Here is a 22,047-nt window from a genome sequence, read left to right on the forward strand (position 1 = left end):
TGTCGGCTTTATTTGCTATGCCCGGGTGAGTCCTGCATGGCACCCGTTTTCTGGGTCAGTTTCGTCAGAAAACTGATGCGCAGGCTGTAGACGGTGCCGGCCCGCGTCCGGGTTTTAAGCACCGGCGTATTCTCGGAATTCTCACCCTTGCTTTCACGGAACAGGATGTAGAGGCCACTGGCGATAATCAGCCCGGAGCCAAGCGCGGTGGCAAGATCGATGCTCTCGTTGAAAATCAGATAGCCATAGGCAATGGCCCACAGCATCTGGGAATACTGCATCGGCGCGACAATGACCGCCTCACCAAACCGATAGGCGCTGATCAGGCAGAACATGGCGATGAAGGAGAACAGCGCGACCAGCGATACCAGTCCGAAATGTTCGATCGCCATCGGTTCATAAACGAATGGCAGCATGACACCCATGGCGAGAAACGTGGCCATCATCGGATAAAGGATCAGGACGACACTGCGTTCTTCCTGTCCAATCTTGCGGACGATAACGGAATTGGTGGCACCGCCAACAGCCGAGATAAGGGCAGCCAGATGTGCCCATGACAGTTCGGCTGTGCCCGGTTGCAGGACGACGAGGACCCCGAGCAGACCGACAATAACCGCTGTCCAGCGCCGGAGTTTAACCGTCTCTTTCAGGATCGGGATCGACAGCACCGTAATCAGCAGCGGCATGGCGAACAGGATGGCGTAAGCCTGGGCCAGAGGCAGGTTGGCAAAGGCAATGAAGGCACCGAGCGCATTGGCAATCATCGCCGTGCAGCGAATGGCGGTCCATCCCGGATAAATCGGGCGCAAATGCCCGGCGGTCCGGTCTTTGATCAGCATCAGGGTGACCAGCGGAAAACCGAGCAGACCGGAGAAAAAGATAATCTGTATCGGCGAATGACTGCCACCCAGAAGCTTGATGAAGATATCGTGGGTTGAGTAGATGCCGTAGGCGATGAGCGAGAAGAGCGCGCCCTTGAAGTTGTTGTTCGGTGCAGGCTGCATTGTCGTTACCATGCGTTGAATGCGCGAATAGCCACATGCCCGCGACGGTGGCGCGGACGGTTCAGGGATCGGGTGCTGTATGGGAACGGGTGGGGCTGTAAGCCAGCCCACTGATATTTGCGCGGCACCGTATCAGAAGCTGCTGTAATGTCTAGACGATTTACAGCTTTGCGATCTTCTCACTTTTGGCGCAAGCGTTGGTGAAGCCTTTGGTCAGGTAATCCGTATCGTATTGTATGATTTTGGTTTGTTTTTTGTCGTGGTTTGCTGATTTCAGCTTCGTCTGCCTGAAAAGGCTGATCGGCATTTTCAGGGCAATGAAAGTATCGGCTGTTTTTTGCGATAACTCAGGGTTCTGTCGCCATTGAGTTTGCATGATGCGCGTCAGAACCAGCGTTCTTTCAAGCGCATAGTCGACGGATTCAGCACTTAGTTGTGTCGGCAGTGCCTGACGGTCATCAATGACGCTAGCGGGGTTCCAGTAGAATATGCGCAGATCCTGTTCCAAGGCCGTTATGGCTGTGGGTAGGATTGTTGCTGCCAGTGTTCTGGATTGGTGGGGGCCGGCATCAAATATCTGGGTCTGAAATATCTGATTATAGAAAATGTAGTGTGCAATGAGATACTTGCGGTACTCAAAAGGCGATACTACAGGCCCTTTCCGCGCATGGTTCGTCAGCGCAGAGGTTATACAGGCCCGCCATTTGGCCCGTAGTGAATGATGAAGCAGGGGCATGTGTGATTATGATCTCAAAATTAAGCATCACCTAATATGCTTATTCACGCCTTTTGTCGTTAATCTGAATTAAGTTTCACGGAATCTTGCTTTCCGGGAACCAGCTTGTGTCGAGTTTGAAGTAGCGGTCGCGGAAATCGACCATTTCTTTCAGGCTGTTGTGATCTTTAATCTCAATCGTTCGTTTGTCACGCGCAATAAGCCCTTGGTCCTCCAGCTTACGCATGGATTTGCTGACATAGACATTGGTCAGCCCGACGGCATCGCCAATAATCTCCTGTGTCAGAGGCATATCAATGTGATTGCTCTGGTTCTTGTTGGTGATACGCAAGCGCGATGACACCTCGAGCAGAAAATGGGCAATGCGCTCTTCCGCATTCATGCGGCTGATGGCGCGGATGCGGTCGAGCAGGACCATGTAGTCGACCATGCCGAAGCTGAACAGCAATGCGGTTAGTCTGGATGAATTGATGAATACCTCATCAAGCCGGTTCTTGCGAAACGGGCACAGGCATACATCTGTGATGGTCTCCAGATTGACGGTAGAATAGTCGAAGGCAACATCTGGTATGCCGACAATATCACCGGGGTAATGTAGTTGCAGCACCTGTCGGCGGCCGTCAGGCAGGGTCGTGCTGGAGTACAGCCAGCCATGTTTGACCACATAAAGCTCTGCGGTTTCGTTGCCAGCCTCACGAACGGTTACTTTTTTCGGATAATCCGCTTCTTCGCTTTGCAGCTTGAGTAACAGATCGACGTCCTTGTTTGACAGAGCCAGATAGTTGCTCAGTTTTGTGACCAGACAATTCGATTCCATCAGACGGTCCCTGTAATGGTCAGTGCGCATGGCATTGCCCAAATATCATAAGAGTGCTTATGTTAGTATGCGTACTTGATGAAAGCAGCGATCTCATTGGTTACATCCAGTCAGCGATCATCTGATGCTTCACAGCGGTTTGCGCTGCGTCGCGGTAATAGGTGATCAACTCGCGAATAGGATCGGAGAGTTTTGAGAAGCCGCTGATAAACGCGACAACGATGCCGATCTCGGTCTGGTCCTGAATAACCATGATGCCGCCGATGACGAGCACTGAAATTGGCGCCACGGCATTCATGAAATTAATCGCGGCCTTGCCGGAAAACTTCCAGATGAAGAATACCATCTGGTTGCGGTAGATAACCGAGGTCAGTTTTCTGAAATCTCCGCGTGCTTCATCGCTGTCTGGATAGTCCGGAACATTTTCCGTCAACTCGCGCAGATAGCCGATGCGTTCCTCGACCAGCGCATTCAGTTTGCGTTGCAGGATTGGTGCGAACAGGATTTGCGGCACTAGGAAAATGGCGCTGCACAGGGCGATAAGCGGCTCCACATACAGCATGTATCCAAGCACGGTAACGAGAATACCCATCTGGGCTATCGGTTCGGACAAGCCAATGCCGACAAAGTTTCCAACCTGTTCAATTTCTGCCCGAATGATGGAGACGGCAGTCCCATTCTCTTCTATTCGCCGGGTTTCGTGATGCTTGTCGTGAAGTTTCGCTAGATGGCGGCGACAATAAAGGATCGTGCTCTCGGCCAGCCAGCCCTGAAACAGCTGCATCAGCAGCTTGGCAAGCCCATGCAGGATGATGACGGCAAGGTACAATCCGCCGAGCCAGTAGATCAGCTCGACATCGCCCGTTTTGATGCCATCGTCGATGATCCGTCGCTGTAATTCGAGTGGCGCAATGCTCAGTGCGGCGATCGCAAGGGCAAGCGATACAGGCCAGATCTGGCTCCAGCCGCTCATGCGCCAGACGAAACCAAACAGGCTCTTGGCTGGCCTGTCGTCGCCGGTCTTCTCAATTTTTTTGTGGTCGGGGATCATGAGGCAGCTTTTACAGGGAGAGGGGGCAGCTGCCCGTGTCGAGGATGTCCATCAGCCGGATTGTGACCCTGTCGAAAGGTGTTCCATGTAATCATCAAGGACTGATTTTACCGTGTCCGGGTACATGCCAATCAGCGTGCCGACGGCGGCGCTGACGGCAAGGCCGGCCAACGGACTGTCTTGTATTTCCTGCTCGATCTGCTGTCGAATTATGTCCGCCATTGCCAGATTATCTTCCAGCTCATTGCTGTTTGCGTGGCTTGGCATATCGGCTGCAACAGGTGTTGGCTCAACCATTTCATCTGCTGTTTCGCCCGGATGGGGCGATGCACTTTGAAATTCTGCATCAGGCATCAGCATGACCAATGAAAATACGGCAAGGCCGAGAGTCAATGCGCCAGCAGTGGCAAACCAACCAACCGGATTGCCGTAGATCGTATTGATCCATTCTGCAACACCGACGGTGATCAACAACATGATGAGGGGTAACAGGAAGCAGCAGACAATCAACGCCATAGTCTGACGTCGAAAGTCTGCTGCCATGCGTTTGATTTGATCAAACATCGTGATGATCAGGCTTTGGTTTTAGCAGTGCTTTTAGCCCGACGACGCATCATCGTCCCAATTACGATGCCTGCGCCAAGAGCGGCAGCGCATGATGCCAGCGGGCGCTTCTGAACAGCGGTCCGTCCCTGATTGGCGACCTCATTCGCTTTGATGCGGCCATTCTCCATGCCTGCATTCAGGCCTTCCATCGCGGTCTCTGCAGTAGTAGCAAGAGTGTCGCGCGACTTCATGACGGATTTTCCGGCAATGATATTTAGACGTTTGCCAATTCTGCCGATATCAGTTTGCAGTGCTTCAATATCGGATTGAAGTTCAATTACATTGCTGTTGTCGGTCTTCTTGGCTTGTGCGCGTGCCATCTTAATACTCCTAACGTTATTGTTTGTTGTATTAAGATAACGCGCGCATTGGCCTAACGTTCCATTTGTTTGGCATTAAGATGCCAATGTTTCAACCTGCTTTGGGCGGTTGAAGACCAGTGCCTGTGAAATCGCAATTTCAACAGCTTCCGGCATGAACGGTTTGCTGATCAGGAAGGCCGGCTCCGGACGGTCGCCGGTGAGCAGGCGCTCAGGGAAGGCGGTTATGAAGATGATCGGCACATCGATATCCTTGAGGATTTCATTGACCGCCTCGATGCCGGAGCTGCCATCGGCAAGCTGGATATCCGCCAGGATCAGGCCCGGCCGTTTTTCCTTCACCATCGCGACCGCTTCGGTATGGGTGGTGGCGTTACCGGTGACGTTATGGCCGAGCGAGCGAACGATGCGCTCGATATCAAGCGCGATGATCGGTTCGTCTTCGATAACCAGAACGTCGGTTCTGATTTGACGGTCCAGTTCCTCACGTGCGGATTGCAGCAGGTTGGCAACCTCGTTGAAATCGATATCGAGAATGATCGCCACGTCGCTGGCCGAGAAACCCTCCATGGACACCAGCAGCAGAGCCTGTCGCGCTGGTGGGGTCAGTTTCTGCAAGTGCGCCTGTGCACTCAGTTCCTGCGGCAGGGTAATATTAAAGACATTGTTCTCTACCGTATCGGCAACACGCCAGATGCTGTGGAATACCTTGAACAGCTGAATCTTCGGATCAGTGGACTCATCCGTTGATTGGCGGAGCATGTCTGGATCAGCGATCAATGCTTCCAGTACGATGCGTACATAAAGGTCACCATGCTCTTGTGTCCCGCAAAGGGCACGCGCATAGCGGCGCAACATTGGAAGATGGGGGGCGATGAGATCGGAAAGTTTTGACTGAGCCACGCTCGGACACTCCAGAAATATTCAAAAAACATAATGTCTGCATGTAGGGAACGTGCCGCATAAAAAAAAGTTCCAGCGGTCGGGAACTTTTTTCAACAAGAGGCGTTCATCTCTATCATGTACCTAGGTAATTGAATTACAGGTTTAGTAACAAATGGGACAGAAACACAATCAGCCGGAAGGAGATCCGACCGGGGGCTGGGATTCAGAGCAGGATAAGTGGCTGGGTGATAAGCTGCGTCAGGTTTATGATGACGTACTTAACGAACCATTGCCGGATGCGTTCGGTGACTTGCTGAGTCAGCTTGATGATGCTGACCGTAAAAAACCGAAAAACGATAATTCTAAAGCTTAACAGCCGGGGCGCACATGGCCAGTTCTACTGAAGTCGCTGCTTCGGCAGTTGAGTATTTTGATATGAAGGCGGAAATCGCGCATTTGTTGCCTGATTTGCGCGCCTTCTCACGTTCACTTGCCGGCAGCCCGGACCTTGCAGATGACATTGTTCAGGACAGTGTCTTAAAGGCGTGGAAGGCCCGCGACCGGTTTGAGCCGGGCACCAATCTCAAGGCCTGGCTGTTTACAATTATCCGCAATACCTATTATTCCGATAGACGCCGTGCGGGTCGCATTGTGCAGGATGAAGATGGTGTGCTGACCGATAACATGGTGTCGCCATCCGGTCAGGGTGATCAGCTAGAACTGCAAAATATGCGTCGCGCCCTATCTATGTTGCCTGATGAGCAGCGCGAGGCGCTGATGTTGATCGGTGCTGGTGGTTTCAGCCACGAGGAGGCATCCGAAATCATGGGCGTTGCGGTTGGTACAATTAAAAGTCGCGTATTCCGGGCACGTAATGCGCTGCAGGATATGATGAATGGTAACATAACCCTGCCGTCGGCCGAGACTATAGGTGGTTCTGCATTGGGTGCTATTGACGGTATTATGCAGGATGTTGAAAATCTCGCCGAAAGTAACTGACCCAAATAGCGGGTTTAACATCGGCGACGCTGCAATGGGGCAGGTAGAACGCCGTTCACTTCGGGTTACATTTGCTTTTCTGATTGGCGTCGCTCTGATGCCGATTGCAATCATTGGCTCATTAAGCGCGCTGTCTCTCTGGTCAACCGAGGACCAGAAGAATGTCGAGGCGTTTGAGCGGCTGATTACCGAGCGTATCCGCGACCGGCAGCAGGGTTTCCGTCTGGTCACCCAGGCTGTGCAGCTGATCTATAATATGCCTGCGGTAACCAATGGATCGCAACCGATCTGCCGCACGGCAATCTCCAAGATCGTTGATGAAATCCCCTACATTCTGAATATCATTATTACCAATCAGCAGGGTGATATCCGCTGTTACGCTGATATCACGTCATTGCCGCAGAATGTTGCGGATAAGCGTTGGTTCCAGACGGCTGTGTCTTTCTCTGAACCGATCATCGTTGATGCCAAGATGGATGGGGTCGAGGGGGAGCCGCCGGTTTATTATTCTCGCAGTGTCGATCGTCCTGGTGACCTGAGAGATCAGGTTTTTGTTGAGTTGGATCGCCAGAGATTGCGGTGGCTATACACGCAAGTGGAAGCTGAGGATCAAGCTATCTACAATCTGGTGAATGCCCGTCTCGAGAAGATAGACACCTATTTTGATAATGAGGATCACCTGTTTGAGGAGGCACGCCCCAAATTGCGAGCGATGCTTGATGAGCTGCGTCAAACAGGTGAGAAAATAGCATATCGAACGATCTTCCTTGAGGGCATGGAGTACTATGTCGGGATCGGTACCGTTCTTGACGATGCGAATTATTTTATCGGCTTGCAGCCTGTCCCTGTGGCGGCAAAGGCCGGTTTTGTCGACTATCTGACCCAGATCATCATTCCCCTGTTCATGTGGGCGCTTGCTGTTGTATCTGCCTGGTTTGTGATTGACCGGTTTGCCCTCAAATGGCTGCGGCGATTGCAGTGGCAGGCGAATTGGTATGCCGCCGGGCGTCTCGACCGCGACGTCTCGATTGACGGCGCGCCGGCGGAGTTCATTGGCGTTGCCAATACGCTGAAATCCATGGCCCAAAACCTCAAGCAGAAGAATGAGGAGCTCGAGAGGGCGGTGGAGGAGAAGGCGCTGCTGGTCAAGGAAATCCATCACCGGGTGAAGAACAACCTGCAGATCATCACCAGTCTGATCAATCTGCAGGCATCATCGGTCAAGGATCTGGACAGCCAGCGTTCGCTCTTTGACGCCCAGACCCGGATCAATGCCCTCGCGACCGTTCATCAGGCCTTATACGAGGTCGAGGATGTTACTGAGGTGAATTTACAGGCTTTTCTGACCCGTCTTTGTCGGCAGTTGCAGCCATTGGCCTCCACAAGGGAGCGTCAGATCTCTATCGACACTGATATTGCCGATGCCATGGTCAATGCCGATCAGGCAATCCCGCTGGCGTTGCTGATTACCGAGGCGGTGACCAACAGCATCAAGCATGCCTTTGTCGGCCGTAAAAGGGGGGTGATCCTCATATCGGTGCAGCCGATGGCAGAGGGTTATGGCAAGTTCGATGTCATCATCCGCGATGATGGTGTTGGCAAGACCGACCAGAAGCCCGCCGACGGCACGACAAGCACCGGTCTTGGCAGTGTGCTGATCAAAAGCTTCGCCCGTCAGCTGTTCGGTGAGCTGTCGATCACCTTTGATGAGGCGGGATATACAACGAGGGTGTCAGATGCGCGCCTGACACTCGATTGAGCACATAAAAAAGGAGGGTCGTAACCCTCCTTTTTTGCTGCATATTTTCAAGATTATGCGTTCAGTGCGCGGAGCATCCAGACTGCTTCTTCATGGAAGCCGAGGCGCCCGGTCAGCATGTCATGGGTGACCCAGTCGTTTTCTTCTTCTGCCTTGCCGACCAGCGGCCGCAGGCGACGGGCAATGGCCTCGTGATCTTCGATCAGCCACTGCAGTTGTTCATGCACTTCCGCTGGCTGGTCAGTCTCTTTCAACGAGGTGAGTTCCATGTAACGGTTGTAGCTGGCGGTGGCTTTGCCACCAAGGGTGCGGATACGCTCGGCCAGATTATCAATGGCTTCAAACAGGGCTCTGTAATGTTCTTCCGTCAGGTTGTGGACGGAGAAAAAGCTGGAGCCGGTAACGTTCCAGTGCACGCCCTGGGTTTTGATCATGATCATGAAAGTATCGGCCAGTGTGACCTCCAGTTCCTTGATCATTGCCTCGTGGGCCTGCTTATCCAGACCGATGCCGGGCGTCCCCATTGGGTGTGACTTGCGCAGTGGTCGGACGTTCATTGTACTTTTCCTTTCCATTCGGGTGACGTGGAAAAGGGCGGATAATCCGCCCTTTTCATATTATTCAACGCTTTCCTGCAGCTCTTCAGCGGCATCATCGATGTCTTCGCCGAATTCCTCTGCCGGGCCATCTTGGAAGTCGCAAGCTGCAAGGCTGCTGGCAATCAACAAGGTGGCGCCAAAAAGTTTAAATGCGTTCTTCATGTTATTGGACCCGTGGTCGGCGACCGGTGAAGATCGCGGCGATGATTGATCCAACAAACAGCACCAGGAAGATAAAGAACAGCAACTGTGCGATACCTGCTGATGCGCTGGCGATGCCGCCAAAGCCAAATACACCGGCAATAATAGCGACAATGAAGAAGGTAATAGCCCAACCTAACATTGTTAATCTCCTTTCGGGTTGTTCTGCTCAATAAACAGTTTGGGGATCTAAATGGTTCCGAAATTGATGGAAAAAAATCCAATGCGTGTGAGGGTGTATATTAAATGTCATTAATCTTGATTATTTGTTCAAAAAGCTTTGGAACCTTTGATCTGCTGGTGTGTTTTTTGAGGGAGTTGAACACGAAAAGGAGTTGATAATGTTTAGAACATTAGCCCTTGCGACTGTCTCCACCGTTGCGATTTCCGCTCTGGCGATCAGTCCGGCACAAGCGGTCAGCCTGTATGATGCTGATACCATTCAGAATTTGAAAACCCAGGGTGATTCATTCAGCGCCCAGCTGGCGCGGGAATATCAGGAATATTCTCTGTATGAACGTGACCAGATGGTTGATTGGGTAGATGCCGAATACTTTGCCGACAAGGCTATCATGTCGGCCCATGGTGATCTTGTGGCTGCCGAAGAGCCTCAGAAGTGGGATATCGACGATGAAGCCATGATGCGTGAGCTTGTACAGGCCCGTGGTCAATTGTATCAGGCGTTTGACGCTGGTGCCCGCACTGTAGCGCCGGCAGAGGCTGCTTTTGCCCAGTCACGCTATGATTGTTGGGTCGAGCAGGCTGAGGAAGGCTGGCAGGATGACCATATCGCAGCTTGCCGCGAAGGTTTTTATGATGCCTTCAATAAGCTGGTATCAGCCATGCAGCCAGCAACACCTAATCAGGAAGCTGTCGTGTCACCGGTTGGCAAATCAATCGTCTTCTTTGATTTTGACAGTGCTGAGCTTGAGGAAGAGGCACTTGCCATCCTCGATAGTGCTGCCATGAAGATCAAGGAAACCCCTGATCCTGAAGTTACCATCGTCGGTCACGCCGACCGCTCTGGTCCGGTAACCTATAATCAGGGGCTCTCCATGGATCGTGCGGAGAGTGTTGTAGAAGCGCTTGAAGCACGCGGCATCACCCAGCAGACGGTCAAGTCGATGACGGTCCGTGCTTCAGGTGAGAGCGATAACCTTGTCGATACTCCTGACGGTGTCCGCGAGCCGGCCAACCGCCGTGTCGAGATCGATATCGAAGGTGCCGTACCTGCCCTCGTATCGGCTCTGCCTGAATAATAATATCGTTTGATATGTATGGGATAGCCGCAGTCCGGTCGGACTGCGGCTATTTCTTTGTCTGACCATTGTGTTTTGTGAAAATCAGGCGGATGCGGCGAGTAATTCCTTCACCAGCGGATTGGGAAATTTCCGCTCGATGGTGATGGCGTAGAATGTCTCCGCAATGTCCGTCAGTCGGGCGGCCTCGACCAGATAGCCGCTCTCCAGCTCATCCTTCACTACAATCGGTGGCATAACGGCAAGGCCGATGCCCTCACGGGTCAGCAGACGCATCATCGCCATGTCATCGACCTCGGCGGCAATCTGCGGACGAATATCGAGACGGTCCGCCAGTGCATCAAACCCGACCCGCAGGCTGGTTTCCCGCGTCGGCAGGATCAGCGGTCGGGTCGCGAGCAGGGCGGGCAGGTCATTGATCGGCTGTACCTGATCCGGCAACCCGATCAGGCTGACCCGCTGTTCGGCGAGGCGATGGGTGACAAATGGCGTAATCGCGTCATTGGCCGGGGGTTGATTAGTCAGGATTACATCGAGGCTGAGGCTGGCCAGTGCCTGATGCAACTCAACCGGTCCGCCGGAGCGCAGGATGATTTCCACATCCGGGCGATCGAGGATCGGCTCCAGGAACCCGATCTGGAAATTCCGGGACAGGGTCGCCAGCGCCCCGATGCGCAAGGCCTTACGGTTGCCGCCGGTGGTATTCAGCGTGCCAATCAGTTCCTCACCGGCGGTAAAGATCGTATCGGCATAATCAAGGGTGACCCGTCCGGCCTCGGTCAGGTGCAGTTGTCGCCCGCGTCGCTCGAACAGTTCCTGACCGAGCTGTTCCTCCAGCTTGCGGATCTGTACCGACAGCGCTGATTGCGACAGATTCAGCTGTTCTGCGGCACGGGTGAGGTTGCCCTCACGGGCGACGGCCCGGAAATAGCGCAGGTGATTGTAATTCAGTTTGCTCATAACGTTCTATTTTATAGAACGTTTTTTCAATAATTATGAATTTTTTAATTACATGCTTTGCTGATAAGCAGGGGCTGAACTGAATTGCCACAGCTTCGGGATCAACCGGTGTTGCTCTATACCCTGCCATTGCTGGCACCTTTGCTGCTGCTGCTCGCGGCCTGTTATGCCTTTCGCGGTCCCGGATTGCGGCCAGCCAAGGCGCTCAGGCTTGGTGAGCTTGCCGGTATTGCCGGGATTGCGGTGTCCGTTGCCTGCCTTGTCGTTGAGGTGATGCATGGCTCCGGTACCGGCATTCTGCTCGGTTTTGCCGGTTTCGGTTTCTCGTCTCGTATTGATCCGGTCACCGTTACCATGCTACTGCTGGTCAGTGTCATCGGCTGGGTCGTGCTGCGGTATTCCGCCACCTATCTCGATGGCGAATTGCGACAGGGGGCGTTTACCGGCTGGCTGTGCCTGACGCTGGCAGCTGTACTGTTTCTCGTGCAATCGGGCAATCTGGTACAGCTGGTCTTTGCCTGGATCGCCACCGGCTTCTCACTCAACAAACTGCTGGTGTTCTATACCGACCGACAGGCGGCGATCCGCGCGGCGCACAAGCAGATGCTGTTTGATCGTATCGGCTATATTTTATTGCTTCTGGCTGCTCTGTTGCTGGCGATTGATGCCGGAACAGGCGATGTTGCGCTGCTGCTCGATTTCGCCCGTAGCGGCCAAAGCGGTACCATCACGATTTTTGCCGCCATGCTGTTGGCTCTATGTGCGTTGATCAAATCGGCACAATTTCCGGTCCATGTCTGGCTGCCGGAAGTCATGGAAACACCAACCCCTGTTTCAGCCACACTTCATGCAGGCGTTATCAATGCCGGTGGGTTTTTGCTGATCCGCTTCGCCGATATAATGCTGACCGCACCTGGTGTGCTAGCGATACTGGTGATGATTGGCGGCTTTACAGCGATCTTCGGCAGTATGGTCATGCTGACCCAATCGGCTGTGAAAACTTCGTTAGCCTGGTCAACGATTGCCCAGATGGGGTTCATGATCCTGCAATGTGGACTGGCGTTATTTCCAATCGCTCTGCTGCATATCGTTGCGCATTCCCTTTACAAAGCGCATGCGTTTTTAAGTTCGGGCAGCGCAGTGCAGACAGTGGCTTTGATCCGCCGCCCCGGTCCGATCGCAATCCCGAATGTTGCCGCTGTCGGAAGGGCATTTCTGGTCGCTTTGCTGATCTATGTAATCGTAGGCTCAATATTTGGTTTCGTGGACAAGTCGCCACAGGCGATTGCGCTTGGTGCGATATTGATCTTCGGCGTTGCCTATCTGCTGGCACAGGGACTTGCCGATCAGGCTCCTGAAGCGCTCACCCGCCGTACCATCGGCTATTCGACAGCCGCAGCAGTTGGTTATTTTGCGCTGCAATCCGGCGCTGATGCTCTTATGTCCAGCATTTTGCCGGAAACACCTGTAGCAGGTCCACTGGAATGGGCTCTCATTGTGCTGATACTTGTCAGTTTTGGACTGGTTGCGGTTGCTCAGGCAATGTTTCCGCTATGGGCAAATCATCCGGCATCAGGCGGCCTGCGGGTGCATCTCTCCAATGGTCTGTATGTCAACGCGCTGTTCGATCGCTGGCTGAACAGGTGGTCCACCGCCGCCCCTGACCTGAAAAACGATCCTGCCCGGAAAGCCGGGGGTGCGAAATCATGACAAACCATATCGATTTCATGTCAATTCAGGGCGCCGATCTGGACCGTGCGATTGATCTCGCGATCCATGCAATACCACCAGCCTGGCCCTTGGAGGCAACGGTCGCCGTCAATCCGTTTCTCGGGCAGTCCGCTTATAGTCTCGCAGAAGCATCGACACTCCTGAACCGGGTTGCAGGCTGTGACGCGACCATGGGGATGGACTGGTACAGGGCCAAAATCGATAATGGCGAAATCTCGGATGCCCATCTTGCGCTCGCGCTCGCTGAAGCACCGGAAAAGCAAAGGCCAAAGAGTATCGAGGCGTTGAAGAAATACTGCACTGAACCTCCGCTCGTGCCAAAACCGCTGCCGACCATTGCCGATCTTGCATCAGAAATATCCGGAATTGACTGGCCTCGACTTATCGATGAGCGGATTGGCCATTGGGTTGCCGGTTATTTCGATAATGGTCAGGCGCTCTGGGCTTCGCCGAAAGCGCCGAATGCATACCTGTCATGGCGCAGTTTCGCGACCCATGATCTGACACCGGAAATCGCCGGGTTGAAGGGGTTCGCTACTTATGTGTCCCAAACGCCGATGGCACCGGAAGAACTGGTCGAGGATGCCGTTACCCTGCTTGGTCTCGATACAGCGGGAATGCAGACATATTTCCAGCAATTGCTGATGACGCTGGGCGGATGGGCCCAGCATGGCCGCTATCTGATGTGGCAGGCTGACCTTAACGGGTTGTCCAGCAATGTGATGGTTGAGCTGCTTGCCGTGCGCATGGTCTGGGAAGCCGCCTTGTTCGAGCAATATCGCAACGAGATCGCTGATGCTTGGGATGCAACACGCAATAAACATGCAGAACCTGTCGCAGCCACAACCGACAGTGTCGTTGCCGAGATATTACAGACGGCATATGAGTTTGCCGGACAGGAAAGACTGAGCAAGATACTTGCTGCACCCGTGCAGCAGGCGGATGGCCAGCGCCCACTCATACAGGCGGCTTTTTGTATTGATGTGCGTTCCGAAGTATTGCGGCGCCATCTGGAGTCTCTTGATGACCGGATTCAGACCATTGGTTTTGCCGGCTTCTTCGGTGCTGCTGTGGCGCATAAGGCATTCGCGTCGGATGTGGTGGAGAACCGCTTGCCTGTCCTGCTGAAGCCGTCGCTGTCAACGACATCAACGACACAGAAGAATGCTGATGCGGATATCCAGACCCGCTACAAGGCACGGGCAAAACGGGCTTGGGGGCGTTTCAAACTGGCTGCCGTTTCCTCCTTTGCTTTTGTGGAAGCAGCCGGGCCACTATACGGTTTTCGTATATTACGCGATGGCTTGGGCTTAAAGCGCGTCAAGGCGCCCAATGGTCCGCTGCCGGTGCTGGATCAGAGCTTGTCGCGTGAACAGCGGATTGAAATGGCCAAAAATATCCTGCAGGCCATGACGCTGACCGGGCAGATGGCGCGACTGGTTGTTATCGTTGGGCATGGTGCATCGGTGGTAAATAATCCTCAGGCCAGCGCCCTGCAATGCGGTGCCTGTGGCGGTCATTCGGGTGAGGTTAATGCACGGGTAGTGGCCGATCTTCTGAACAACATGGATGTTCGCGCGGGGCTGGTCGAACATGGTATTAATGTCCCTCGGGACACAGTTTTTCTGGCTGGTCGGCATGACACAACGACTGACACTGTCACCCTTTATGACAATGACCGACCTGGCTCATCACATATCTCTGATATTCGGCGCGCGGCGGATTGGTTTGAGGCCGCTGGCAGCATGTGTCGCACTGAACGCGCAATCGGTTTGCCCCATGCCAACACTGGCAACAGACTGTATGTGCGGGCACGTGACTGGTCCGAAGTCAGGCCCGAATGGGGGCTTTCGGGATGTCAGGCATTTATTATCGCGCCACGCCATGTGACTCGCGGCAAGGATTTGTCCGGTCGCGTTTTTCTGCACGAGTACAATGCGGTGGCAGATACGGATTACAGTATTCTCGAGTTGATCATGACCGCTCCGGTTGTCGTCGCAAGCTGGATCAGCCTCCAGTATTACGGCTCAACGGTTTTGCCGACACTGTTCGGTGCGGGTAACAAGCTGCTGCACAATGTTGTAGGGGGCATTGGTGTTGTTGAGGGCAATGGTGGGCGTATGCGGACAGGGCTGTCTTGGCAATCGGTACATGACGGCAGTGCCTACAATCATGAACCAAGACGCCTGATGGTCTGTGTTACCGCGCCACGTGATGCTGTAACGGCAATACTCGCAAAACATGAAACAGTGCGCCAGCTGTTTGATAACAAATGGCTGCATCTGTTTGTCCTTGATGATAACGGATCGATGGTTGCCCGCTACAAGGGCAATCTGGAATGGACCTCAGCAGGTGAACTCTGAGGTTTGCCAGTCGGTGTCATGGAGTATCTGGCCGGTGATGCGCGGTGTGCCGTCGCCGGTCATCTCGATCAGGTTGAAATGCGGCGGATGGTTGCGCAGGCGGGTTGAGACCGTACCGGACCCGGCCGCGATATAGCTGCCGACATCATAGTCGATCCGGGCCACGGTCGGGACATGGACATGCCCGGTCAGGACCAGCCCGACCTTGCTCGCCGCAACCCGTCGGCTGGCCGCCTGTCCGCGGGCGGTGCGTGTCGGCATGGGGATGTCGGTGAACGGCAGCAGCGGGTGGTGGCACACCAGAATGGCGGGCGGCGGCGAATGGTTTAGCGCCAGATCCAGTTCCTTCAGATCAACCGATCCTTCAGCCCAGTTCCGGCGCAACTGCCAGCCACGGGCGGTATTGATCCCGACCACGGTGATGCCATCGACAGTGATGGTCTCGCGGACCTTTTCGAAATTGCGCTTGAACCGGCGAAACGGCTGGATCGTGCGGGCATAGGCATTGGCCCATGGCGTGTCATGATTGCCGGGCACCACGATCATCGGCATGGCGAACTGTTCGAGCCAGTTCTGCGCCGCATGAAATTCGGTCTTGCGCCCGCGCTGGGTCAGGTCGCCGCAAACCAGCAGCGCATCCGGTGCCAGTTCCTTTATCCGCTCGGTTACCGATTGCAGCACCTTGGGATTGGCAGCGCCAAAGTGAATGTCTGAAATCTGTACGAAACGGGGCATGTCAGTCTGTTTTCGGGCGCGCAGTCAGTACTCTTACCGGGTGGTCGATGGCGGCAATGGTGAAGACATCGCCATGGGGATCGCTCAGCTCGCCATCACACATGAACGGCACGGTATCATCCTCATCCGGTGTGATGTTCATCACCCGTCCCCTAGCGACCGTGATGCCTTCAGCTTCCCGCCATTTGCCGGTTAACAGTTTAATGCCGAGATCGAGAAGGTCCAGTGTCGATCCCTGTTCATAGATGCCGAACTCAAACACGCCCGGTTCATCATCCACATGCAGGGCACCGATGGCGTGGGCATGGCCGGTGATCGGCGGATCGCCCGACGCCAGCGGTTCGATCTCATAGGCAAAGGAAGCGTTCATGTCGAAGGCATCGGAGTTGATCAACTCGCTGACCGCTGTTGCCAGCTCGCCGTCGCGAATTGCTTCCCGTGATTTGGCGAGATTGACCAGCTTGCCGATCCCGGCCGCAACGTAGAAACCGCGCCCGGCGATATGACCACCGGGAATGGTTATTTCATGGCGATCGGCAAGGCAGGTTTTGAGGCATTCCCGCCAGTGCGGGGCCGGATCATCCGCATTCCGGTTGTGCACCTGCCGGTGCAGCATATTCATGGTGCCGCCGGGCAGGGGCAGAAAGGTTTTGCCCTGAAGGTCTTCATAATCAAAGCAGGCAGCAAGCGTGCCGTCTCCGCTCCAGATGATAACGATCTCGGCATCCGTGGCGGCGAGCTGTTCGAGTGCATCCTCAATCGGCAGATCGGGCACAGTAAACACATGCTCGGGCGACAGGGCAGTATCAGCAATGCCCGCCTCTTCAATGGCGGCAATCAGCTGGTCTGCCGCATCGGCAGGGGCGGAACCGGATGCGGTGTTGATCAAGGCGGCAAGTCTGGTCATTCGGGTGAGGTCTGAAATGGAATTGTGAACTGATAATACCCATATAACGCAGTGGACTACAGAAAGGTTCGCCATTCAGGCCGTGTCATCATCGCGGGCTTGTGCTATGGCGGTGATAGGCCGAATGCGGCGCAACAGAAATCAATGAATATCAGGCGAGGACAGACAGCAATGGGCACCACGGTCGGGCATCTGCAGGAATTCTATATCAACGGTGAATGGGTTGCCCCTGCCGGTAACGGGACCGCTGACGTGATCAATCCGGCGACCGAGGAAGTGGTCGCCACCATCGCCCTCGGTTCCGCTGAGGATGTGGACCGCGCCGTTGCTGCCGCCAAGGCTGCCTTCGAGACATTTTCCACCACCTCGCGGGAAGAGCGCGTTGAGTTGCTGGAGCGTATTCTGGCGGCCTATGAGGCGCGTTACGATGATTTTGCCGCGACGATCACATCAGAACTGGGCGCGCCGATCACCCTGTCGACCAATGCGCAGGCGGCTGTCGGCATCGGTCATCTCAAGGCGTTTATCGAGACACTGAAGACTTTTGACTTTGAGAGCACGTCTGCTGCCGGTGACCTGATCCTGCATGAGCCGATCGGCGTCTGCGGACTGATCACGCCATGGAACTGGCCGATCAACCAGATCGCGCTCAAGGTACTCCCGGCGATTGCGGCGGGCTGTACCGTGGTGCTGAAACCGAGCGAGGTTACCCCGCTCAACGCCATTCTTTATGCCGAGGTGCTGCATGAGGCCGGGGTGCCGCCCGGTGTCTTCAACCTCGTCCATGGTGAGGGGCCGGTGGTCGGCTCAGCCATGTCGAAGCACGCGGATATTGCCATGATGTCGTTCACCGGCTCGACCCGTGCCGGTACGGCGGTCAGCCGGGATGCCGCGGAGACGGTTAAGCGGGTAACCCTCGAGCTGGGCGGCAAGTCGCCGAATATCGTCTTTGCCGACAGCGATCTGGACAAGGCGGTGACCCGTGGCGTGCGCCATTGCTTCCAGAATACCGGCCAGTCCTGCAATGCGCCGACCCGGATGCTGGTCGAACGCTCGGTCTATGACCGTGCGGTGGAGATCGCCAGGGAAACGGCAGCCGCAACCACTGTCGGTAATCCGGCGGAGGAGGGGCGTCATATCGGGCCGTTGGTCAGCGCCCTGCAATTCGACCGGGTCCAGACCCTGATCAAGGCAGCGGTCGAGGAGGATGGCGCGACCTTGCTGGCGGGCGGCCCCGGCAGGCCCGATGGCTTCGACAAGGGTTATTTCGTCAAGCCGACTATCTTCAGCAATGTCAGCAACGATATGCGGATTGCGCGCGAGGAAGTGTTCGGCCCGGTGCTGGCCATGATCCCGTTCGATGATGAGGAAGATGCGGTTCGCATCGCCAATGACACGCCCTATGGTCTCGCAGCCTATATCCAGTGCGGTGATCCGGAGAAGGCGCAGCGGGTGGCACGACGCCTGCGGGCCGGTATGGTCCATATCAATGGCAGTGACACCGGCTATGGCAGCCCGTTCGGTGGCTATAAAATGTCCGGCGTCGGTCGTGAGGGCGGTGTCTACGGGCTTGAGGATTTCCTCGAGATCAAGGCCGTATCGACACCCTCATAAGCTGCTGTTTGCATAGCATGTTATGTGTTTTTTCTGGTTGGACGGCTTGTCTGTTTCTCCAGCGGCGGGCGTATAAACAATGCTGTTAAGCCGCTTTTTTGTTGTACGATTTTGCTGGTTTTGATAGAAACGAATCGTGTTTTTTGGGGGATGATGCATCCATCATCGTTAGGCGCTGCAAAAACATTGAAATTTAATGGCATATCGCGGGCGCGATATGCGCAGCGCTGTTCAGGGTAAGGGTAATATATATTATGGCGACGGTTTCGGGTGGTCTTTTTGATCCAACAGCAAGTGGCTCCACGATTACTGGCGAAGAAGGTAACGTAATCAGTAGTTTTCTGGATTCGATTGGAGTTTCTGACTCATCATTCACAAAAGTGACCGTAACCTCTGGTACTACCACAACGGTTACTGACACCACCCCGACGGTAACATTTGGCACCAACAGTGGCGAGACGTACAATATTGTGCTTTCCGGCAGTAGTGGCAAGACTGTCGTGGCGACCGGTTCCGGTAGTGCTAATATTACCGGCGGTGATGGGTCCGACAGTATTCTGGCAGGTTCGGGCAATGATAACGTTACCGGCGGTGTCGGTGATGATTACGTTCGTGGCGGTGATGGCGACGACTTAATGTATGGCGGTGATGGTGAAGATGTCATCTATGGCAACCAGGGTGCAGACTCCATGGGCTCTGACGCCGGTGATGATCTGTTCTATGGCGGTCAGGGCGATGACACCGTCTTCGGCGGTGCCGAGAATGATGCTCTGTTCGGCAACCGTGATCAGGATGCGCTCTACGGCAATACCGGTACCGACGTTCTCTACGGTAACCAGCAGAATGACGCGCTCTATGGCGGTCAGGGGGATGACTTCCTCTATGGCGGTCAGGATGAGGATACGCTGGTTGGCGGTCTCGGTAATGATGCCCTGTTCGGTAACAAGGGTGCTGACACCTATATCGTCACCAATAACGGCGGTTCCGATGTGATTGTCGGCTTTGAAACCGGCACGGACGTTCTGCAGATTTCTGCCAATGTCAACGGCCTGACGGTTTCTTCTGCTGCCGATCTCGCGTCCCGTGTGAGTGCGGATGGTGACGGCAATGCGGTTCTCGACCTCGGTGCCGGCAACCAGATCACCTTCACCGGTCTTGAGGCCGATGACGTGATCGCCGATATCAGCACCATCATCCAGATCGTCTGATTGCCGTAACGCCAGGATATCATCCCGATGGGTAATGGCCTGGCGTTTCTCTCTGAAACGGTGCGTTCAGAAACAGACATGACCAATAGCGATCGCCGGGCCGGTTTATTCCAGCTCGGCGATTTTCGCATTCTGCTGGTGCCGACCGATGATCCATTGCCGGTGGGGCAGATCACCATCACGGTCAATAAAACCCGTCTCGAACAGCCGGTCAGCCTGTTGCGTCTCACCACACGCGACCGGCGGCATGCGGCGCTTTTCCTGTTTCGTGCCGACTGCGCGGATGGTGATGCGCTGGTCGTCAACCATGCGACAAGCGGTGTGATTTTTGATGGCGTACTCGGGGTCGATGCGGTGTGTCAGACGGCAAGCCCTGACGATATCTGGCAGTTTGTCGCTGCTTCTACCGACCCGCTCCGGCTGACCCGCAAGATCATTGATGGCCTGTGCCTTTATCTTAAAGGCAGCAATTCCGCCCCGGTGGCCGAATTCGCGCAGGCGCTGGGCCAGCGCTGTGTGCGCCAATCGGTGGCGGTTGACTGGATCATGCCGCTCGGGGATGGCGCTGTGCTCTGTCGCCTGAAGGGGCAGGCAGCGTTGCCGGTCATCGATGCCGGGCAGATAACCAATGGCGCGGATGGCTATCAGCGCATCACCCGGAAACCGCTTTTGCTGAATAACGGACGGGATGCCCTGATCGTTCTCGATGTCCCCATGGAGATGCTTGGCCGCAGCAATATACTGTTCTGGTCATCCCATGGGGCGATTACCATGACGGTGGGGCGGGCACCGGTGCGGCCACTTGCTGACCTGCCTGAAATCGTTGCTGCAGCCCAAGGGGAGAAAACGGCGCTTGTCCGCTTCCTTGGCCATCACCTGGTTGATCATGTCGAGGGCATATCCGGTCTCGGCGCTGTTCTGAGCGGCCTGCGGCAACAGCGTGAGATCATCAACAACACGCTGGTCAATCTTGTCGATGGTGCTTTTCTTATCTCGCGGCTGGTACGCCTCGCCGATGGTGCCATGATCCTGTTCGGCTGGTGCCATGATCATGGCGACAGCATCGAGGACTTGTCGTGGATTGATGCTTTTGGCAAACCGCAATCGCTGTGGAGCAAACGACAGCCATTGGCGCATCACGGGGCGAAGGGTTCAGATGACACGAAATTCTCGGACCGCGACGGATTTGTGATCTGTTTCAAAACCCCGCCGACCTGCCTGCCCTTTATGAACGAGCAGTTCCTGCTCCGTATCCACGGTGGCGGCGAGGTTGCAATCAAGGTTTCCAGCCATGTTGCCAATGACCGCAAGGCACGCGATCTGATACTGGCCCTGCCGAAAAAAACACAGCAGATCAGTCATGATCTGATCGCGACCAGTCTTGCCCCGGCCATCCGCTCGGCACATCGAGGCGTTGTTGACAATGTCCGGGTGCGCGCCGTGCATGAGTTCGGGCAGATGCCTGAAAAACCACGCTGTTCGATCATTGTCCCGCTCTACAAGAACCTGTCATTCCTGAAGCCGCTGGCAACGGCACTGGCCATTGATCCCGATCTGGCCAATGACGAGATCGTCTTTGTTGGCGATGATCCCGACAGTCAGGATCATGTCTTTGCCACACTGGAAATTCTGACCGCCATCTATGGTCTCAACGCCCGGTTCGTCTGTCATGACGATAATTACGGCTATGCGCCTGCCATCACTACCGGTGTCGATCATTCAAAGGCACCAACGATCCTGCACCTGAACTCGGACGTGATGCCGGAACAGCATGGCTGGCTGGCGCTGCTGCTGAAAAAACTAAAATCCCGCAAGGTCGCTGCGGTGGGGCCGAAACTGCTGTTCGCCAACGGGACACTGCAACATGCCAGGCTGGGCTTCTTCCGCGATCACCGCGGACGGCTTTATAACCGCACCCTGTACAAGGGCTATGCCCGTGATTATCCGGCCGCCAACAAGGCTGGCAAAGCGGATGCCCTGACCGGTGCCTGTCTGTTGCTCGACCGGCGGGCCTATGAGGCGGTTGGCGGTATCTCGACCGATTATGTGGTGGGGGATTTCGAGGATACCGATCTGTGCCTCCGGCTGCGTCAGGCCGGGTATGACCTCGCCTATGAACCCAAGGCCGTGCTGTATCATTTCGAGCGGCAGTCGATCGGCCAGCACGATCTGCATAATTTCACGCTGGCGGAGGAATATAACCAGTGGCTGCACCAGACCCGGTGGTTCGGGGAGGCTGGTATAGAGCCGCTGTTCGATAAACCTGATGCCGGTTCGGGCAGGAAGTGATTGA

General features: G+C 55.0%; 21 protein-coding genes. 9 read left to right on the forward strand and 12 right to left on the reverse strand.

What is annotated here, in order from left to right:
• Positions 1–8: 8 nt before the first annotated feature.
• From CBB62_13710 to CBB62_13740, 7 genes are all read right to left on the reverse strand, one after another.
• Complete coding sequence (locus CBB62_13710) at positions 9–1,004, reverse strand: EamA family transporter (protein ID OUT39430.1); 996 nt, start codon at positions 1,002–1,004, stop codon at positions 9–11.
• A gap of 160 nt (positions 1,005–1,164) precedes the next feature.
• Entirely contained in the window at positions 1,165–1,740 is a 576-nt protein-coding gene (locus tag CBB62_13715) for a hypothetical protein (protein OUT39431.1), read from the reverse strand.
• A gap of 76 nt (positions 1,741–1,816) precedes the next feature.
• Positions 1,817–2,587 carry a Crp/Fnr family transcriptional regulator gene (locus CBB62_13720; GenBank protein ID OUT39828.1) on the reverse strand — a complete coding sequence of 257 codons (771 nt, stop codon included), beginning with the start codon at positions 2,585–2,587 and terminating at the stop codon, positions 1,817–1,819.
• Positions 2,588–2,657: 70 nt separating this feature from the next.
• Complete coding sequence (locus tag CBB62_13725; protein ID OUT39432.1) at positions 2,658–3,608, reverse strand: hypothetical protein; 951 nt, start codon at positions 3,606–3,608, stop codon at positions 2,658–2,660.
• Between the two features lie 51 nt (positions 3,609–3,659).
• Entirely contained in the window at positions 3,660–4,124 is a 465-nt protein-coding gene (locus tag CBB62_13730) for a hypothetical protein (protein OUT39433.1), read from the reverse strand.
• A 56-nt stretch (positions 4,125–4,180) separates the two neighbouring features.
• Complete coding sequence (locus CBB62_13735) at positions 4,181–4,534, reverse strand: hypothetical protein (protein ID OUT39434.1); 354 nt, start codon at positions 4,532–4,534, stop codon at positions 4,181–4,183.
• Positions 4,535–4,609: 75 nt separating this feature from the next.
• Positions 4,610–5,392, reverse strand: coding sequence for a response regulator (locus tag CBB62_13740; GenBank protein OUT39435.1), 783 nt, complete (start codon positions 5,390–5,392; stop codon positions 4,610–4,612).
• A 199-nt stretch (positions 5,393–5,591) separates the two neighbouring features.
• Between CBB62_13740 and CBB62_13745 the strand changes: the two genes are divergently transcribed.
• The 3 genes from CBB62_13745 to CBB62_13755 are packed head-to-tail and all read left to right on the forward strand — an operon-like array spanning position 5,592 to position 8,177.
• Positions 5,592–5,792 (forward strand): hypothetical protein, encoded by a 201-nt coding sequence (locus CBB62_13745; protein OUT39436.1) that lies wholly within the window; start codon positions 5,592–5,594, stop codon positions 5,790–5,792.
• Between the two features lie 14 nt (positions 5,793–5,806).
• Positions 5,807–6,418: a hypothetical protein gene (locus CBB62_13750; GenBank protein OUT39437.1), complete on the forward strand. Its 612-nt coding sequence runs from the start codon at positions 5,807–5,809 to the stop codon at positions 6,416–6,418.
• Complete coding sequence (locus tag CBB62_13755; GenBank protein OUT39438.1) at positions 6,390–8,177, forward strand: hypothetical protein; 1,788 nt, start codon at positions 6,390–6,392, stop codon at positions 8,175–8,177. Before CBB62_13750 ends, CBB62_13755 begins: the two co-directional genes overlap by 29 nt.
• A 53-nt stretch (positions 8,178–8,230) precedes the next feature.
• Here CBB62_13755 and CBB62_13760 read toward each other — a convergent pair whose 3' ends face one another.
• Positions 8,231–8,752 (reverse strand): hypothetical protein, encoded by a 522-nt coding sequence (locus CBB62_13760; protein ID OUT39439.1) that lies wholly within the window; start codon positions 8,750–8,752, stop codon positions 8,231–8,233.
• 187 nt (positions 8,753–8,939) lie between these two features.
• Positions 8,940–9,119 (reverse strand): DUF1328 domain-containing protein, encoded by a 180-nt coding sequence (locus CBB62_13765; protein ID OUT39440.1) that lies wholly within the window; start codon positions 9,117–9,119, stop codon positions 8,940–8,942.
• 199 nt (positions 9,120–9,318) lie between these two features.
• Here CBB62_13765 and CBB62_13770 point away from each other — a divergent pair, with 199 nt between their 5' ends.
• On the forward strand, positions 9,319–10,236 hold the full coding sequence (locus tag CBB62_13770; GenBank protein ID OUT39441.1) for a hypothetical protein: 918 nt from the start codon (positions 9,319–9,321) through the stop codon (positions 10,234–10,236).
• Between the two features lie 84 nt (positions 10,237–10,320).
• Here CBB62_13770 and CBB62_13775 read toward each other — a convergent pair whose 3' ends face one another.
• Positions 10,321–11,196, reverse strand: coding sequence for a LysR family transcriptional regulator (locus CBB62_13775; GenBank protein OUT39442.1), 876 nt, complete (start codon positions 11,194–11,196; stop codon positions 10,321–10,323).
• Between the two features lie 108 nt (positions 11,197–11,304).
• Between CBB62_13775 and CBB62_13780 the strand changes: the two genes are divergently transcribed.
• Both CBB62_13780 and CBB62_13785 read left to right on the forward strand, forming a co-directional pair.
• On the forward strand, positions 11,305–12,906 hold the full coding sequence (locus CBB62_13780) for an oxidoreductase (GenBank protein OUT39829.1): 1,602 nt from the start codon (positions 11,305–11,307) through the stop codon (positions 12,904–12,906).
• On the forward strand, positions 12,903–15,290 hold the full coding sequence (locus tag CBB62_13785; GenBank protein ID OUT39443.1) for a hypothetical protein: 2,388 nt from the start codon (positions 12,903–12,905) through the stop codon (positions 15,288–15,290). Before CBB62_13780 ends, CBB62_13785 begins: the two co-directional genes overlap by 4 nt.
• Here CBB62_13785 and CBB62_13790 read toward each other — a convergent pair.
• Both CBB62_13790 and CBB62_13795 read right to left on the reverse strand, forming a co-directional pair.
• A complete protein-coding gene (locus CBB62_13790) occupies positions 15,273–16,025 on the reverse strand; it encodes a hypothetical protein (protein OUT39444.1) in 753 nt (250 codons plus the stop codon). The two genes, CBB62_13785 and CBB62_13790, sit on opposite strands and share 18 nt — an antisense overlap.
• Position 16,026: 1 nt before the next feature.
• The gene (locus tag CBB62_13795; protein OUT39445.1) at positions 16,027–16,932 is read right to left on the reverse strand and encodes a hypothetical protein; all 906 of its coding nucleotides are present in this window, start codon (positions 16,930–16,932) and stop codon (positions 16,027–16,029) included.
• 171 nt (positions 16,933–17,103) lie between these two features.
• Here CBB62_13795 and CBB62_13800 point away from each other — a divergent pair, with 171 nt between their 5' ends.
• The 3 genes from CBB62_13800 to CBB62_13810 all read left to right on the forward strand — a co-directional run bounded on the left by CBB62_13800 (position 17,104) and on the right by CBB62_13810 (position 22,043).
• Complete coding sequence (locus tag CBB62_13800) at positions 17,104–18,546, forward strand: aldehyde dehydrogenase family protein (GenBank protein ID OUT39446.1); 1,443 nt, start codon at positions 17,104–17,106, stop codon at positions 18,544–18,546.
• A 500-nt stretch (positions 18,547–19,046) separates the two neighbouring features.
• Positions 19,047–19,754: a hypothetical protein gene (locus CBB62_13805; protein OUT39447.1), complete on the forward strand. Its 708-nt coding sequence runs from the start codon at positions 19,047–19,049 to the stop codon at positions 19,752–19,754.
• A gap of 27 nt (positions 19,755–19,781) precedes the next feature.
• Positions 19,782–22,043 (forward strand): hypothetical protein, encoded by a 2,262-nt coding sequence (locus tag CBB62_13810; GenBank protein ID OUT39448.1) that lies wholly within the window; start codon positions 19,782–19,784, stop codon positions 22,041–22,043.
• Positions 22,044–22,047: the final 4 nt, after the last annotated feature.

The sequence above is a fragment of the Micavibrio sp. TMED2 genome (assembly GCA_002168225.1).
Classification (GTDB): Bacteria; Pseudomonadota; Alphaproteobacteria; order TMED2; family TMED2; genus TMED2.

Bases quoted from the DNA above. Each gene is read 5' to 3' on its own strand.
- CBB62_13795 (OUT39445.1), bottom strand. From the start codon at position 16,932: ATGACCAGACTTGCCGCCTTGATCAACACCGCATCCGGTTCCGCCCCT.
- CBB62_13740 (OUT39435.1), bottom strand. From the start codon at position 5,392: ATGTTGCGCCGCTATGCGCGTGCCCTTTGCGGGACACAAGAGCATGGT.
- CBB62_13775 (OUT39442.1), bottom strand. From the start codon at position 11,196: ATGAGCAAACTGAATTACAATCACCTGCGCTATTTCCGGGCCGTCGCC.
- CBB62_13790 (OUT39444.1), bottom strand. From the start codon at position 16,025: ATGCCCCGTTTCGTACAGATTTCAGACATTCACTTTGGCGCTGCCAAT.
- CBB62_13730 (OUT39433.1), bottom strand. From the start codon at position 4,124: ATGGCGTTGATTGTCTGCTGCTTCCTGTTACCCCTCATCATGTTGTTG.
- CBB62_13770 (OUT39441.1), top strand. From the start codon at position 9,319: ATGTTTAGAACATTAGCCCTTGCGACTGTCTCCACCGTTGCGATTTCC.
- CBB62_13755 (OUT39438.1), top strand. From the start codon at position 6,390: ATGTTGAAAATCTCGCCGAAAGTAACTGACCCAAATAGCGGGTTTAAC.
- CBB62_13750 (OUT39437.1), top strand. From the start codon at position 5,807: ATGGCCAGTTCTACTGAAGTCGCTGCTTCGGCAGTTGAGTATTTTGAT.
- CBB62_13735 (OUT39434.1), bottom strand. From the start codon at position 4,534: ATGGCACGCGCACAAGCCAAGAAGACCGACAACAGCAATGTAATTGAA.
- CBB62_13715 (OUT39431.1), bottom strand. From the start codon at position 1,740: ATGCCCCTGCTTCATCATTCACTACGGGCCAAATGGCGGGCCTGTATA.
- CBB62_13725 (OUT39432.1), bottom strand. From the start codon at position 3,608: ATGATCCCCGACCACAAAAAAATTGAGAAGACCGGCGACGACAGGCCA.
- CBB62_13800 (OUT39446.1), top strand. From the start codon at position 17,104: ATGGGCACCACGGTCGGGCATCTGCAGGAATTCTATATCAACGGTGAA.
- CBB62_13720 (OUT39828.1), bottom strand. From the start codon at position 2,587: ATGCGCACTGACCATTACAGGGACCGTCTGATGGAATCGAATTGTCTG.
- CBB62_13745 (OUT39436.1), top strand. From the start codon at position 5,592: ATGGGACAGAAACACAATCAGCCGGAAGGAGATCCGACCGGGGGCTGG.
- CBB62_13765 (OUT39440.1), bottom strand. From the start codon at position 9,119: ATGTTAGGTTGGGCTATTACCTTCTTCATTGTCGCTATTATTGCCGGT.
- CBB62_13785 (OUT39443.1), top strand. From the start codon at position 12,903: ATGACAAACCATATCGATTTCATGTCAATTCAGGGCGCCGATCTGGAC.
- CBB62_13810 (OUT39448.1), top strand. From the start codon at position 19,782: ATGGGTAATGGCCTGGCGTTTCTCTCTGAAACGGTGCGTTCAGAAACA.
- CBB62_13760 (OUT39439.1), bottom strand. From the start codon at position 8,752: ATGGAAAGGAAAAGTACAATGAACGTCCGACCACTGCGCAAGTCACAC.
- CBB62_13710 (OUT39430.1), bottom strand. From the start codon at position 1,004: ATGCAGCCTGCACCGAACAACAACTTCAAGGGCGCGCTCTTCTCGCTC.